This window comes from Mycobacterium sp. NGS29 (assembly GCF_059812965.1).
Map to the genome: position 1 here is coordinate 494,639 of NZ_JCALDR010000001.1, position 15,301 is coordinate 509,939.

Sequence of the window (15,301 nt, forward strand, 5' to 3'; positions counted from 1 at the left end):
GTCTAGCTGGGGGCTATTGGAATACCCAAGTTCGCTGCTCGTCACCCGCGATTCGGCGGCACTGCGACCCTGCGGTACGAATGGGGAGTGGCCGAACCGACCGTCCTATTGTTGTCGACGTCCGACACCGACCTGATCAGCGCCCGCTCCACCGGAAAGAACTACCGGTGGGCCAACCCCGCGCGGCTGGCGGACGTGGAGCTGCCCGACCTGCTCGCCGGCGCCTCGATTGTGGTGGTGCGGATCCTCGGCGGCTACCGCGCCTGGGAGGACGGCATCGACGCGGTGCTGGCCAGCGGCGTGCCGGTGGTGCTGGTCAGCGGTGAGCAGGCCGCCGATGCCGAGTTGACCGGACTGTCTACGGTCGCCGCGGGGATTGCGGTGCAGACCCACATCTATCTGGCCCACGGCGGCGTCGAGAACCTGCGCCAACTGCACGCCTTCCTGTCCGACACCGTGTTGATGACAGGCTTCGGGTTCACGCCACCGGAGCAGACCCCGACCTGGGGAGTGCTCCAGCGTCAAGACGCCGGCACCGTAACCGGCCCGACGATCGCGGTGCTCTATTACCGTGCCCAGCAGCTGGCCGGCAACACCGCATACGTCGAGGCGTTGTGCGCGGCGATCGAAGAAGCCGGTGGGCGGGCACTGCCGGTGTACTGCGCCTCGTTGCGCACCGCCGAGGCGGAGTTGCTCGACACGCTCGGCACCGCCGACGCCATGGTGGTCACCGTGCTGGCCGCGGGTGGGGCCAAGCCCGCCGCGGCGTCCGCTGGCGGCGACGACGACAGCTGGAATGTGGAACACCTTGCCGCCCTTGATATTCCGATACTGCAGGGGCTGTGTCTGACCAGTCCGCGCGCGCAGTGGTGCGCCAACGACGACGGGCTGTCCCCGCTGGACGTGGCCACCCAGGTCGCGGTGCCCGAGTTCGACGGCCGCATCATCACGGTCCCGTTCTCGTTCAAGGAAATTGACGACGACGGGTTGATCTCCTATGTCGCCGACCGCGAACGGTGCGCACGGGTCGCGGGTCTGGCGATCCGGCACGCGCACCTGCGCCGGGTCGCGCCGGCCGATAAGCGGGTGGCGCTGGTGTTCTCGGCCTATCCCACCAAGCACGCCCGCATCGGCAACGCGGTCGGTCTGGACACTCCGGCCAGCGCGGTGGCCCTGGTGCGGGCCATGGACGAGGCCGGTTATCAGGTGGGCGAACTGCCTGGAGTGGCAGCCGGCGACGGCGACGCGCTGATTCACGCGCTGATCGAACGCGGCGGCCAGGACCCGGACTGGCTCACCCAGGGCCAGCTGGAAGGCAACCCGATTCGGGTGTCCGCCAAGGACTATCGCGCCTGGTTCGCCACCCTGCCCGCCGATCTGACCGACGCCGTCGTCCAGCACTGGGGTCCGCCACCCGGCGACCTGTTCGTCGACCGCAGCAACAATCGTGACGGTGAAATCGTCATCGCCGCAATCCAATCCGGCAACCTGGTGTTGATGGTCCAGCCGCCGCGCGGGTTCGGCGAGAAACCGGTGGCGATCTACCACGATCCCGACCTGCCGCCCAGCCACCACTACCTGGCCGCCTACCACTGGCTGGACTCCGGCTTCGGGGCGCACGCCGTCGTACACCTGGGCAAGCACGGCAACCTGGAATGGCTGCCCGGCAAGACACTCGGCATGTCGGCTGCCTGCGGACCCGATGCCGCGCTGGGCAATCTGCCGCTGATCTACCCGTTCCTGGTCAATGACCCCGGCGAGGGCACCCAGGCCAAGCGACGCGCGCACGCAGTGCTCGTCGACCATCTCATCCCGCCGATGGCTCGCGCCGAAACCTACGGCGACATCGCCCGGCTGGAGCAGTTGCTCGACGAACACGCCAACGTCGCCGCCCTGGACCCCGGCAAGCTGCCGGCTATCCGCCAGCAGATCTGGACCCTGATCCGGGCCGCCAAGATGGACCATGATCTGGGTCTGACCGAACGGCCCGAAGAGGACACCTTCGACGACATGCTGCTGCACGTCGACGGCTGGCTGTGTGAGATCAAGGATGTGCAGATCCGCGACGGCCTGCACATTCTCGGCCAGAAACCAACGGGTGCAGGCGAACTCGACTTGGTGCTGGCCATTCTGCGGGCCCGTCAACTCTTCGCCGGACAACAGGCGCTCCCGGGGCTGCGGCAGGCGCTCGGCCTGTCCGAAGACGGCACCGACGAACGCACCTCGGTGGATGCGGCCGAGGCGGCGGCCCGCGAACTGGTCGCCGCGCTGCAGCAGGCCGACTGGGACCCCGCCGTCGTCGAGCGCATCACCGACAACGCCGACGTTGCCGCGGTGTTGCGGTTCGCCGCCACCGAGGTGGTGCCGCGGTTGGCCGGCACCGCCACCGAGATCGAGCAGGTGCTGCGGGCGCTGGACGGCCGGTTCATCGCTGCCGGGCCATCGGGGTCGCCGCTGCGCGGCCTGATCAACGTGTTGCCCACCGGACGCAACTTCTACTCCGTCGATCCCAAAGCGGTGCCGTCGCGGCTGGCCTGGGAAGCCGGTGTGGCACTGGCGGATTCGTTGCTGGCCCGGTATCGCGCCGACCATGGGGTGTGGCCGCAGTCGGTGGGGTTGTCGGTGTGGGGCACCTCGGCGATGCGCACCGCCGGCGACGACATCGCCGAAGTGCTTGCGCTGCTGGGTGTGCGGCCGGTCTGGGACGACGCGTCGCGCCGCGTCGTGGACCTGACCGCCATCGAGGTGTCCGAACTCGGCCGGCCCCGCATCGACGTGACAGTGCGGATCAGCGGATTCTTCCGCGACGCCTTCCCGCATGTCGTGACGATGCTCGACGACGCGGTCCGCCTGGTCGCCGACCTCGACGAATCCGACGATGACAACTTTGTGCGCGCACACGCCAACGCCGACTTCGCCCAGCACGGCGACCAGCGACGCGCCACCACAAGGATTTTCGGGTCCAAGCCGGGGACCTACGGCGCCGGACTGCTGCAGCTGATCGACAGCCGCAACTGGCGGGACGACGCCGACCTGGCTCAGGTGTACACCGCATGGGGCGGATTCGCCTACGGGCGCAACTTGGATGGCTGCGAAGCCGTGGACGACATGAACCGTCAGTACCGGCGGATCGCGGTGGCGGCCAAGAACACCGATACCCGGGAACACGACATCGCAGACTCCGACGACTATTTCCAGTATCACGGCGGCATGGTGGCCACTGTGCGCGCGCTCACGGGACAGGAGCCGGCCGCCTACATCGGCGACAACACCCGGCCCGACGCCATCCGTACCCGCACCCTGTCCGAGGAGACCACCCGGGTGTTCCGAGCCCGGGTGGTCAACCCGCGGTGGATGGCCGCGATGCGTCGTCACGGCTACAAGGGCGCCTTCGAAATGGCCGCGACCGTCGATTATCTGTTCGGCTACGACGCCACCGCCGGTGTGATGGCGGACTGGATGTACGAGCAACTCACCGAGCGCTACGTGATGGACCCGGAGAACCGCAAGTTCATGACCGAGTCCAATCCCTGGGCGCTGCACGGCATGGCCGAGCGGTTGTTGGAGGCCGCCGGCCGGGGGATGTGGGCCGAGCCGCAGCCCGACACCCTCGACGGGTTGCGCCAGACGCTGCTGGAAACCGAGGGCGACCTGGAGGGCTAGGCCCTTTCGCGGCGGTCCTCAGACGAAGTCGCTGCCGCCGTCCACATTCACCGTCGCGCCGGTGACATAACCATTGCGCTTGGACGCCAGGTAGGCGGTGATCGACGCGACCTCTTCGGGCAGCCCGGCGCGACCCAGATCGCAGGGTTGGTGAAAATTGTTGTCAATCCAGGTCATGACATCGCGCGGATCGGTGGCGTCCAATCCGTCGGCGGCCAGGATGTCCCTGAGGTTTTCGGTGAAACTGGCGGTCACGATGGTGCCCGGGCAGATGCAGTTGACCAGGATATCGTCCTCGGCAAGGCTTTTGGCCAGATTCTTGGTGAGGCTGGCCAGCGCCGCCTTCGAGGCCGTGTAGGCCACGATGCGCGGGTTCTGCCGCTGGATCGAGTGCGCCGCGAACGTCACAACCCGAGCCCATTCCGCTGACCGCAGCATCGGCAGCGCAGCCCGGATCGACCGCACCGCCGCCATGGTGCCCAGCGCGAAAGCGTTGTCCCAGTCGGTATCTGACATCTGCTCGAAGTAGCCGTCGCCCGGGCCGATGGTGTGCACCAGGCTGTTGAGGGCTCCCCACCGTTCCTGCACCGCGGCGAATCCGGCAGCGATCGACTCGGCGTCGGTCATATCCACGCTGACCCCGAGGGCGTCCGGTGCGCCCGCCGACCGTAATGAGCGCACAGCGGCGTCCAGCGCCTCCTGTCCTCTGGCCATCACGGCCACCTTCGCGCCCTCAGCGGCAAGCGTTTCGGCGACGGCCAGTCCCATCCCTTTACTGCCGCCGGTGACCACCGCTGTAGCGCCGGCATATCCCAGATCCATCGACCATCTCCCTCGCTAGACGTCCACACCCAATGCGCGCAAACAGAACCGCAGAATGTTCTCGCGAAGCTCTGCGCGGTCACAGTCACCGATTGTCCAGTGCCGCTCGATGCCCGCCCACACCACGCCGTGGATGAACTGTGCGTCGGTCGACGGGTCGATGCCTCGGAATGCGCCGCGTCGCAGCCCACGCGTCAGGGTCTCGTGCAGCGGCAACAGCATTTCAGCGTACGCGGGCTGAATCAGGCTGGGGTAGGCCGAAGTCTGGGACTGTGCCTCCAGCGACAGCCGCCGCAGGTCCGAGCGCACGCCGTCGTCGAACGCCAAATCGAGTCGCCCGTCGATCCAGGCCACAACTGCGTCGATTTCCGTTGCAGCACTCAGCATTCGGCGACGCAGACGGCGTGTCTCGGATCGGGCTGATTCCAGGAACACTTCGGCCACCAGTTCGTCCTTGGAGGCGAAATGCCGGTAGAACGCACGGGTGCCCAGGCCGGCGCGGTCCAGCACCGCGGCGATGCTCAGCCCCCCGACGCCCTGGTCCTGCAGTACCGCCGTTGCCGCCGCCAGGATTTCGCGCCGGACGTCGGGGTCTGGCGCGAGCTTCGCGCGTCGGCGGGTGCGCGGACCGATCGTCTGGTCAGGCTGTTGCGTCATAGGTGGCGAGATAGTCCGCGAACCGTTCCCGAACTCCGTCGGGAGTCAGGCCGTAGTCGGACAGGTCATAGTCGTGCGCGCCGCGAGAGCCCGGCTTGTGCTCCTGCGCCCAGGCTTGCACCGAACCCAGCGTGGCATCGGTGAACGTCAAACCCAGCGTGTCGTAACTCTTCGTCAGCGTGCCCACCGGGTCGGACTGCAGATCGGCGAACGACACGTCCGCGAAGCGGTCGCTGCCGACCCGGCTGCGGAAATCCATGGCCCGACGCACGCCTTCGGCCCAGCTATCGACCTGCTCGGCGCCGAGTTCATGGGCGTCGTCGCGGTCGCTGCTCCAGCTGCGCACGTAACGGATCAGACTGCACACCGATCCCATCACCTTGGCCGGATCACGGTGACTCCACAGGAATTTGGCGTTCGGATACGCCTCGACCAGAGCATCCAGAGCGAAGATGTGCACGGGTGTCTTGAGGTGCCACAGGGTGGGCGGGCAGTGCCATTGCAGCAGCTTGAGCACCCGCCGGTGGTAGGTGTAGGTCTCGCGCATGTCGCAGTCCATCAACCAGGCCAGATACTCCGGCGCGCGTACCGCGCCGTCGAAGTGGAACGTCCGGAAGCTCATGCCCATCAAGTCCTGGCACTCGGTGGGCGCCGTCGCCTCGGAGTTATAGAGCGTCTTCATCAACGGAAACATGTCGTCGAGCATCTTCAGACCCGCTTCGGCCTGGGCGATGCGCGGATCGTTGTGCTGTGTGGCGGCTTCGGGCGGCGGCACCGGCGCCTGGGACTCCCACATCCGCAACGAACGAAACTGCGGATCGGCCGCCACCAACTGGCTCAATGCGGTGGTACCGGTGCGGGGCAAACCGATCACGAACACCGGGCCGCCCACCACCTCGTCATCGATCTCGGGATGGCGGGCGTAGGTGTCCTCGACTTTGAGGCGCTGGATCAATGCATTGCTGATGGTGGCGTGCTGGATCACGCTGCCCAGTTCGTTCAGATCGGCGGCCGTGTTCAGCGCGTCGACGATCCGTTCCAGGCCCTCCCGGTAATACGTCGAACCGAAGTCCTCGAGACCTGTTGCGGCGCCGGCGCCTTGCTCCAATTCATCGGCGTTGAACGTCATCGTCGGAACCTTTCGCGTACGGCGCTGCGGCGCGCAGCCAATATCGATGCCCGCTGCTGCGGGGTAACCCAGATGGTGTCGGCCGGCAGTGCCGACTCGATTTCGCCGAAGGACACCACCCGTGTCGTCGGCGTCGGGGCGGTCTCGGTGCGCACGCAGCGCAGAATGATCGGACCGTTGCTGTGGCCTGCGGTGTCCAGCCAGTTCGCTACCCCGGGGTCATCGGCGCTGAGCACCACCCGCACCAGTCCGTCCGAATCCACCACTGCCTGATGGGCGTTCAGGCTGGACTGATGACGGCCATAGTGGATGGTCTCCCACCACGGGTTGCCGATCGAGTAGCTCCAGTAAACTCCTTCGGGCGGCTGGACTTCCACGATCAATGCCTCATCGGGTGCCAGCTCCCAGCGCCCTATCACCGGACGATTCTCTGCGGCGGCTCCCATATCGCTGCGATCGATGGGGGGCAGGAACCCGTTCACCGGCGCCGCGGCCCCGAACTGCATGAAGAACTTGAGGTTTTCTTCGACGAAGTCCCCGAGCGCGACCAGCTGCCGTGCCAACGCGCCGCCCGCATCGGATGGTCCGTCGCCGGCGGCCACCGGGTCGCCGATCCGTTCGATGCGCAGCGAGGACGCCACCTCGGTATCCCAGTCGTAGAAGAAGTGTCGCACCGTCAGCGTCGGATGCTCGCCTTCGATTTGCATCCAGTTTCCGGGCCGCTCGTCACCGGACAGCACCACTTCGAAATTCCCGTCGGCGTCCACCTCCAACTCGTCGACGAGCGCATTGGCTGTGGCCGCAACGCCATTCATCGTCTGCAGCCCGACGTAGCGTGCCGTACCACGGTTTCCGAACAGCCGGTAGCTTTCACCGCCCCGCAAGACCGCGCGGGTGTAAATGCAGTCCGGGCATTCCATGCCCCAGGTGATCACGTCGTCGGTGCTGGTGGGCTGTACCCGCAGCGGCGGCTCCGGATCGAATCGCAGCACCTCGTCAATGCCCGTGGTCAACAGCACGAGCAGATGGCGCATGCCGGCCGTCAGGTCGGCGCGATTCCGATTGGCCGGGTCGGCTTCCACGGCTTGGGCGGCGGAGCCTAGCCGCTCCAGGAGGTGAATCCAGGCCTGTCCGAGACCGGGCGTCTGGCTGCTTTCCGACGATGCGGCTTCGGCGATGGAGAACGGCAACCAGGACAACAGCCAACCCCTTAAATGAAAATAGTGTTTTCATTTAACTCCACTCCGCGAGCAGACGCAAACTCGCACCACAACGGGCCTGCGCGTGCGAGTCTGCGTCTGCTCGGCGAGTAGGTTGGCACCGTGACGCCCTCGTTCGCCGACCTGGCCAAAGCGCAATACCTCCTGCTCACCACGTTCACCAAGGACGGCCGACCCAAGCCCACTCCGATCTGGGCGGCGGCCCAGGGCGACCGGTTGCTGGTCATCACCCAGGAAAAGTCGTGGAAGGTCAAGCGGATTCGCAACACGCCGCGGGTCACGCTGGCCATCTGCGACATGCGCGGCAATCCGAAGAGCGACGCGGTCGAGGGCACGGCAGCGCTGCTCGACAAATCGCAGACCGGGGCCGTCTACGACGCGATCGGCAAGCGGTACGGCATCGTCGGCAAGGTCTTCAACGTATTCAGCAAGCTGCGCGGTGGCATGGCGAACAACATTGGCCTCGAACTCAGGGTCGCCGCAGACAGCTGAGCCGCGCCCGCGCCATCAGCTCAGGTGTTCACCGAAGAACGCGAAGACCCGCTCCCAGGCGTCTTCGGCCACCGCTTCGTCGTACCCGAATCCGGTGATGCGCAGCAGCGGTTGCCCGGGTAGCTGGTTGGCGAAGCTGTGCCCGGCACCGGGGTAGGACTTGATGTCGGCGGTGATCTGTTTGGCGTCGGTCACCTTGCGCAGCCGCTTAGGCGCGCCGATGCCCAGCGGGTCCCGGCTGCCGAAGCTGGCCACGATGGGGCAGGCACCGTCCAGGGTCTCGCTGAGGTTGCGTGGCAACGGGGTGCCGTAGAACGGTGCCGAAGCACCGAAACCTCTGGGCGACAGCACAAGTGCGAACTGCCCACCCATGCAGAAACCGGCGATGCCGACCTGTCCGGAGCACTCGGGCATGGCCAGCAGATGTTCGCGGGCGGCAAGCACGTCGTCGATGGAACGGCCCCGCTTGGTCAGCACTTCGCGCATCACTCTGGTGATGCAGCGCGCGCGGCCACCGCGCGCGTACAGGTTGGGTGTGATCGCCAGATAGCCCGCGCGGGCGATTCGCTGCGACACCGCCTCGTTGTCGGGTGCGTAACCGATCGCGTCGTGCACCACGACCACACCCGGCCACGGCCCGTCACCGGCGGGGACATTCAGTAGTGCATCGATCGGTCCGGCCGGGGTGTCGAGTTCAATCGTCGTCATAACGTCATCTAACTGCAGCCCCGGCGCGACCGTGCGCGGAACTCACACCACACCCGCAGACGTTGAGCTTCACGTGATTGGACGGCTGCTTCTCGGATATGCCGTCGTCGAGCTCGTGGTGACTGTCGGGCTGGCGGCAGCAATCGGTGTCGGTTGGACAGCGGTGGCGTTGACAGCCACGTTCGTCCTGGGTTTGGTGCTGTGGGCGCCGATGGGTGGGGTGCAGCTCAGCCGCCAGTTCAGGCAGCTGCGGACCGGGACCCAAGAGCCGCGTCGCGCGCTGACCGATGGCGCGCTGACCACTCTGGCCACCGCCCTGGTCGTCGTTCCCGGCCTGGCCAGTACCGCGCTGGGCCTGCTGCTGCTCACCCCGCCCATCCGGGCGGCCGCCCGCCCCGCGCTGGCGTCAATCGCCGGGCGGCTGTTCGACCGGCGGACTCCGCTGATCACCACTGTTACCCGGAGTCGCGATTACATCGACGGCGAGGTGATCGACGTCATCGACGCCGAGCCGCCCGCTCTGCCTGTCGCCTACCGGCGGACCGCCCGGCACCCGTAGCTTTGCCATGTGAGGCAGATCCCGACCCGGTTGCTGCTCAATGGCCGGGTGCACAGCCCGACCCATCCGGATGCCACCGCCCTGGCGGTGCGCGACGGCGTCATCGCCTGGCTGGGCAGCGACGACGTCGGTCGCAACCAATTCCCGGACGCCGAGGTGCAGGATCTTGACGGCGCGTTCGTGGCTCCCGGATTCGTCGACAGCCACATCCATCTCAGCGCGACCGGGCTGTCCCTGAGCGGGCTGGACCTGCGCGCGGCCGGATCGAAGGCGCAATGTCTACAGCTGGTGGCCGACTACGCGGCTGCCCACCCCGGGCGCCCGGTGTGGGGACACGGGTGGGATGAGTCGGCGTGGCCGGAGAACACCCCGCCCAGCACCGCCGACCTGGATGCGGTGCTTGGTGATCGACCTGCCTACCTGGCCCGGGTCGACGTGCACTCGGCGCTGGCGTCCGCTGGTCTGCGACGGCTGCTGCCGGACCTGGCCGCGGCCCCCGGCTTCTCCGCCCAGCAGCCCCTGACCGGCGATGCGCATCACCTGGCCCGGGCCGCGGCCCGTGACCTGCTCACCGAGGGTCAACTGGCCGAAGCGCGTGAGGCCGCGTTGGCGGCACTGGCCGCGGTGGGCATCGTCGCGGTGCACGAATGCGCCGGTCCACAGATCGGCGGGCTCGACGACTGGTTGCAGCTGGCGGCGCTGCGCCCGGGTGTCGAGGTGGTCGGCTACTGGGGCCAGGCAGTGACCAGCGCACAGCAGGCCCGCGTGCTGCTGGCCGAGACCGGGGCTCGCGGCCTGGCCGGTGATCTGTTCGTCGACGGTGCGCTGGGGTCGCGCACCGCGTGGCTGCACGAGCCATACGCTGATGCGCCCGGTTGCACCGGCACCCGCCACCTCGAGCCCGCCGCCCTGGAAGCGCATCTGCGGGCCTGCAGCGAGGCCGAGATCACCGCCGGGTTCCACGTGATCGGCGATGCCGCGGTGTCGGCGGTGGTCGACGCCCTGGAACGGGTCGTCGACGACATGGGAGTGGCTGCCGTCGCCCGCTGCGGGCACCGGCTCGAGCACCTTGAAATGGTCACCGCCGAGCAGGCCGGCAAGCTCGGATCGTGGGGAGTCATAGCCAGCGTCCAGCCCAATTTCGACGCGCTGTGGGGCGGTAGCGACGGCATGTACGCGCGGCGACTCGGTGCGAATCGAGGTGGCCGGCTCAACCCGCTGGCGCTGTTAGCATCCCAAGGCGTGCCCCTCGCCCTCGGTTCTGACGCGCCTGTCACCGCCTTCGAGCCGTGGGCCGGCGTGCGCGCCGCGATGCATCACCGGACACCGGGCAGCGGGTTGTCGGCGCGCGCGGCATTCGCTGCCGCGACCCGCGGCGGCTGGCGGGCGGCTGGTGTGCGCGACGGGGTGAGCGGCACCCTGGTGCCGGGTGCGCCGGCGTCGTACGCGGTGTGGGAGGCCGGGATTCTGGACGTCAGCGCACCCCGCGACAGCGTCCAGCGCTGGTCCACCGACCCCCGCTCGCGGGTCCCGGCGCTGCCGCGGCTCGATGTGACGGACGCGCTGCCGCGGTGTCGCCAAACCGTGCATCGAGGTGCGGTTATCTATGGCTGAGCAGCCACCCGAAGAGGCCCCGGAGCACACGTCCGTTGATTTGCCGGCAGACGCTGCCGATAGTTTGCCAGCTGATTCCGCGCCGGGTCGGACCCCGGTGCTGTCCCGGCTGCGCAGCGCACTGCGGCCCCGGTTGGCCCGGTTGGTCGCTGCATTGATCGCCGGCAGCCTGATGTACGCCAGTTTCCCGCCGCTGGGCTGGTGGTGGGCCGCGGTCGCCGCCGTCGCGCTGCTGGTGTGGGTGCTGACCCGGCCCGGTACCACTCCCGCCGGCGGTTTCGGCTACGGCTTCCTGTTCGGGCTGGCGTTCTACGTGCCGTTGCTGCCCTGGATCAGCACGCTTGTCGGGCCGATGCCCTGGTTGGTGCTGGCGGCGGTATGCGCGCTGTATCCCGGCCTGTTCGGACTGTGCGCGGTCGTGGTGCGACGGCTCCCGGGTTGGCCGGTGTGGTTCGCGGTGGTGTGGGGCGCGGTGGAGTGGCTGAAATGCAGCTTTCCGTTCGGCGGGTTTCCGTGGGGCGCGGTGGCGTTCGGTCAGACCGGCGGTCCGCTGTTGCCGCTGGTCCAGTGGGGCGGCGTCGCGTTGTTGTCGACCTCGGTGGTGCTCTTAGGTGCCAGCCTGACCGCGATGGTGCTCGAGATCGTGCGCTGGTTGCGAGCCGGGGTGCGGGCCACTGACGGGACTACGCCGCCGGCAGTGCTGTTGCCCGGCGTCGCCATCTGCGTGGTGTTGTTGGCCGCCATCCTCGTCTGGCCGCAGGTGCGCAAAGCGGGCGTCGGGTCGGGCGGGGAGCCCAGCGTCACGGTCGCCGTCGTGCAGGGCAACGTGCCCCGGCTGGGTCTGGGTTTCAACGCGCAACGCCGGGCGGTGCTGGACAACCACGTCAGCGAAACGCTGCAACTGGCCGAGGACGTGCGTCTGGGAACCGCGCCGCAACCTCAGTTCGTCATCTGGCCCGAGGACTCCTCAGACATCGACCCGCTGGTCAACCCGGATGCCGCCCAAGGTATCTCCCGGGCCGCCGACGCTATCGGGGCGCCGATCCTGATCGGCACGGTGATGGAGGTGCCCGGCCGGATGCGGGATACCCCGGCCTACACCAACACGATGATCGTGTGGAATCCAGGCACCGGACCGGCCGAGCGCCACGACAAGGCGATCGTGCAGCCGTTCGGCGAGTACCTGCCGATGGCGTGGCTGTTCCGGCACCTGTCCGGATATGCCGACCAAGCCGGGCATTTCGTCCCGGTCTCCGGCACCGGCGTGGTCCGCCTGGCCGGAGTTCCGGTCGGCGTCGCCACCTGCTGGGAGGTGGTCTTCGATCGGGCACCGCGCAACGCCGTGCGCAACGGTGCACAGCTGCTGACGGTGCCCAGCAACAACGCCACCTTCACCAAGACCATGAGTGAACAACAGCTGGCCTTCGCCAAGGTCCGCGCCGTCGAACACGACCGCTACGTGCTGGTCGCGGGCACCACCGGAATCAGCGCGGTGATCGCACCCGACGGCGGGGAGCTGCTGCGCACCGACTTCTTCGTGCCCGCCTACCTGGATACTGCGGTACGTCTCAAGACGAGGCTGACCCCGGCGACCCGCTGGGCACCGATCGTGCAGTGGACGCTGGTCGGAGCGGCCGTAGTGCTCATTCTCGCCGCGATACGGCAGAATGGTCGGTTCGCGAGCCGTCTCCCGGGTTCGTTTCCGCGGCCGACGCGTCGGCGCTCCGGATCAGTCGATGACGTTGCGGATCCCGCTACGCCCTCGGCTGAACGGGACGACTCGGAAGCTGAGAACGAATCACCTTCGGCACACGTTGAGATTGCGAACGACGCCGCGTCCTCCGACGATGAAGACAGCGGGCGCACCCCTATCGGGCGAAATGAAGGAGCTACATGACCACCGGCCAACCTGTCCCTGCGGTACCGGGCGACAGTCCCAGCCAGCGTGTCCTGGTGATCATCCCCACCTACAACGAACTGGAGAACCTGCCGCTGATCCATCGGCGGGTCAAGGACGCGTGCCCTGACGTACACATCCTGGTCGTCGACGACAACAGTCCGGACGGCACCGGCCGGCTTGCCGACGAGCTGTCGGCCGCAGACGCCGGCCGCACCCACGTCCTGCATCGCACCGCCAAGAACGGCTTGGGCGCCGCATACCTGGAAGGCTTCGGCTGGGGACTGAGCCGGGACTACGCGGTCCTGGTCGAGATGGACGCCGACGGCAGTCACGCGCCCGAGCAATTGCACCGCCTGCTGGAGGCGGTCGACGCCGGCGCGGACCTCGCGATCGGTTCGCGCTACGTGCATGGCGGCACTGTGCGGAACTGGCCGTGGCGCCGTCTGGCGTTGTCCAAGACGGCGAATACCTATTCGCGGCTGGCCCTGGGCGTCGGTGTGCACGACATCACTGCCGGGTACCGCGCCTACCGTCGCGAGGTTCTCGAGACGATCGATCTGGACACCGTCGACTCCAAGGGCTATTGCTTTCAGATCGAGATGACCTGGCGCACCGTCAACGCGGGTTTCGATGTGGCCGAGGTGCCGATCACGTTCACCGAACGCGAGATCGGCGTGTCGAAAATGAGCGGATCCAACATTCGCGAGGCGCTGTTCAAGGTCACGCGGTGGGGCGTGCAGGGTCGCCGAGAGGGCCGCAAGACCAGCCGCGCCCGCAGCCGCGCCTGACGGGTCAGCCGCGCCGGCGCGAGCGGATCAGCTCGAGGCGTTCTTTGAGCAGTTCTTCGAGCTCTTCGACCGAACGCCGCTCCAAGAGCATGTCCCAGTGCGTACGAGGCGGCTTGACCTTCTTCGGCTCCGGCAGGTCGCCCTCGATGAGGGTGCCCTCCATGCCGTTGCGGCACAGCCAGGTGCCGGGGATCTCGGCATCGTCGGCGAACGGCACTTCGAACTCTTCGCCGTTGTCGGTGCGGTACCGCGCAATCTGTCGGGGGGCGAGGTCATGGTTGCGGTCCGTCTCGTAGCTCACGGCGCCGAGGCGACTGCCTCGCAGGACACGATCAGCCATTGCTGCTCCTTTGGGTCCGGTGCGCTTGTGACGCTCCCGTAATGAGATTCTCTCTAAGCAAACGTTAAGACCGTTCACGTAGTTCCCGGCTGTCAGCCGCGGCATATCGCGCGACTCGGCATCCCATGATACCGGGATCGACGGGCGGACCGGACTAAAGTCGGCAGGCGTGAGTCGCCGCACCCGACCCCAGCCCTGTCGGTGGTGTGGCCGTGACGTGACAGAGGTCGGAATGGGACGCCGTCGCCAGTACTGCCGGCAGTCGTGCCGGCAGCGCGCCTACGAGCAGCGGACCATGATCACTCGTGGCGACGCCGCGGCTCTTCCTGCCGATGCGGTGGTGTTATCGGCCGAGGAGGCCATGGACCTTTCGGATCGCGTCTATCAGGTGCGGTGCGCGGCCGAGGACGTCGCGACTGCCCTGAATGAAGGCGCCGCCGGCGCTGAGTTGCGCGAACTCTGCGACCAGCTGTTGCAGGCTGCCAGAGCGGCCGACGGATGGCGGCGCGTCGGCGTCTAGCTTCGCTTCACCGACGGTCTTGCGGTGGTGCTGAGCGGGGCTGCGGGACGGCGGTGCCCTGACAACGACGCCCGCACAACTATTGGCGGTACAGTTCGCGCCATGGGCCGCGGGCCGGGTGCACAAGGGAGTGCAAGCCTGTCGGTCGATGTGCGGCACGGGCGCCCGAGTGCTTATCGGTGAAGTCGGGAGTGCCCGACGTTTTTGAGATACTGCTGGAGTTGGCGATACTCACCAGCGACATTCTTGGTCGGAGGTCAGCCCGAAGTCGCCGCTTCGTGCAGCCACCTCGATGACTCGGCAGCAGCCGCAACCGACGGTCAACGACGACCAAATTAGGCGAGGGGTTCAGGTAATGGTTGATCAACTCCAGCATGCAACCGAAGCGTTGCGAAAGGCGCTGGTGCAGGTTGAACGCCTGAAGCGCACCAACCGCACGCTGCTGGAGCGGTCGAGCGAGCCGATCGCCATCATCGGAATGTCCTGCCGATTCCCCGGCGGCGTGGATTCCCCGGAGAAGCTGTGGCAGATGGTGGCCGATGGCCGCGACGTGATCTCCGAATTCCCCACCGACCGCGGGTGGGACGTCGGCGCGCTGTTCGACCCTGACCCCGACGCGGCCCACAAGACCTACGCGAACACCGGCGGCTTCGTCGAAGGCGTCGCCGACTTCGATCCCGCCTTCTTCGGAATCGCACCCAGCGAGGCGCTCGCGATGGATCCCCAGCACCGGATGCTGCTAGAGCTGTCCTGGGAGGCTCTCGAACGAGCCGGCATGGATCCGAGCGGACTACGCGGAACCGCGACCGGAGTGTTTGCCGGGATCATCGCACAGGGTTACGGCATGTTTGCCGAGGAGATCGAGGGCTACCGACTGACCGGCATGACA

12 protein-coding genes and 1 pseudogene are annotated in these 15,301 nt (G+C 67.5%); 7 read left to right on the forward strand and 6 right to left on the reverse strand.

All coding sequences use genetic code 11. The features are described from left to right. Positions 1 to 87 precede the first annotated feature (87 nt). Complete coding sequence (cobN, locus tag AC5Y5Z_RS02320) at positions 88 to 3,663, forward strand: cobaltochelatase subunit CobN (RefSeq protein ID WP_499923135.1); 3,576 nt, start codon at positions 88 to 90, stop codon at positions 3,661 to 3,663. Between the two features lie 18 nt (positions 3,664 to 3,681). Here cobN and AC5Y5Z_RS02325 read toward each other — a convergent pair whose 3' ends face one another. From AC5Y5Z_RS02325 to AC5Y5Z_RS02340, 4 genes are read right to left on the reverse strand one after another with little or no spacing between them, the layout of a single operon-like run. Next, entirely contained in the window at positions 3,682 to 4,485 is an 804-nt protein-coding gene (locus AC5Y5Z_RS02325; RefSeq protein ID WP_499923137.1) for an SDR family NAD(P)-dependent oxidoreductase, read from the reverse strand. 15 nt (positions 4,486 to 4,500) lie between these two features. Beyond that, the gene (locus AC5Y5Z_RS02330; protein WP_499923138.1) at positions 4,501 to 5,142 is read right to left on the reverse strand and encodes a TetR/AcrR family transcriptional regulator; all 642 of its coding nucleotides are present in this window, start codon (positions 5,140 to 5,142) and stop codon (positions 4,501 to 4,503) included. Continuing rightward, entirely contained in the window at positions 5,126 to 6,271 is a 1,146-nt protein-coding gene (locus tag AC5Y5Z_RS02335) for a sulfotransferase family protein (protein ID WP_499923139.1), read from the reverse strand. The genes AC5Y5Z_RS02330 and AC5Y5Z_RS02335 overlap by 17 nt, the downstream gene beginning before the upstream one ends. Continuing rightward, positions 6,268 to 7,470: a DUF1214 domain-containing protein gene (locus AC5Y5Z_RS02340; RefSeq protein ID WP_499923140.1), complete on the reverse strand. Its 1,203-nt coding sequence runs from the start codon at positions 7,468 to 7,470 to the stop codon at positions 6,268 to 6,270. Before AC5Y5Z_RS02340 ends, AC5Y5Z_RS02335 begins: the two co-directional genes overlap by 4 nt. Positions 7,471 to 7,593: 123 nt before the next feature. On the opposite strand from AC5Y5Z_RS02340, the gene AC5Y5Z_RS02345 reads away from it, so the two are divergent. After that, on the forward strand, positions 7,594 to 7,983 hold the full coding sequence (locus tag AC5Y5Z_RS02345) for a PPOX class F420-dependent oxidoreductase (protein ID WP_499923142.1): 390 nt from the start codon (positions 7,594 to 7,596) through the stop codon (positions 7,981 to 7,983). 15 nt (positions 7,984 to 7,998) lie between these two features. On the opposite strand, the gene AC5Y5Z_RS02350 is transcribed toward AC5Y5Z_RS02345, so the two are convergent. Beyond that, positions 7,999 to 8,691, reverse strand: a complete 693-nt coding sequence (locus tag AC5Y5Z_RS02350) for a dienelactone hydrolase family protein (RefSeq protein ID WP_499923143.1) — start codon at positions 8,689 to 8,691, stop codon at positions 7,999 to 8,001. 73 nt (positions 8,692 to 8,764) lie between these two features. Here AC5Y5Z_RS02350 and AC5Y5Z_RS02355 point away from each other — a divergent pair, with 73 nt between their 5' ends. The 3 genes and pseudogenes from AC5Y5Z_RS02355 to lnt all read left to right on the forward strand — a co-directional run bounded on the left by AC5Y5Z_RS02355 (position 8,765) and on the right by lnt (position 13,552). Then, positions 8,765 to 9,250, forward strand: coding sequence for an FxsA family protein (locus tag AC5Y5Z_RS02355; protein ID WP_499923145.1), 486 nt, complete (start codon positions 8,765 to 8,767; stop codon positions 9,248 to 9,250). 9 nt (positions 9,251 to 9,259) lie between these two features. Then, a complete protein-coding gene (locus AC5Y5Z_RS02360; protein WP_499923146.1) occupies positions 9,260 to 10,864 on the forward strand; it encodes an amidohydrolase in 1,605 nt (534 codons plus the stop codon). A 97-nt stretch (positions 10,865 to 10,961) separates the two neighbouring features. Beyond that, positions 10,962 to 13,552 (forward strand): annotated as a pseudogene (gene lnt, locus AC5Y5Z_RS02365) (apolipoprotein N-acyltransferase). A gap of 4 nt (positions 13,553 to 13,556) precedes the next feature. Here lnt and rbpA read toward each other — a convergent pair. Beyond that, positions 13,557 to 13,892: an RNA polymerase-binding protein RbpA gene (gene rbpA, locus AC5Y5Z_RS02370; RefSeq protein WP_149655556.1), complete on the reverse strand. Its 336-nt coding sequence runs from the start codon at positions 13,890 to 13,892 to the stop codon at positions 13,557 to 13,559. Between the two features lie 169 nt (positions 13,893 to 14,061). Between rbpA and AC5Y5Z_RS02375 the strand changes: the two genes are divergently transcribed. After that, entirely contained in the window at positions 14,062 to 14,412 is a 351-nt protein-coding gene (locus AC5Y5Z_RS02375) for a hypothetical protein (protein ID WP_499923148.1), read from the forward strand. A gap of 355 nt (positions 14,413 to 14,767) precedes the next feature. After that, positions 14,768 to 15,301, forward strand: a 534-nt coding sequence (locus AC5Y5Z_RS02380; protein ID WP_499919612.1) for a beta-ketoacyl synthase N-terminal-like domain-containing protein, incomplete at its 3' end; no start/stop codon positions are given.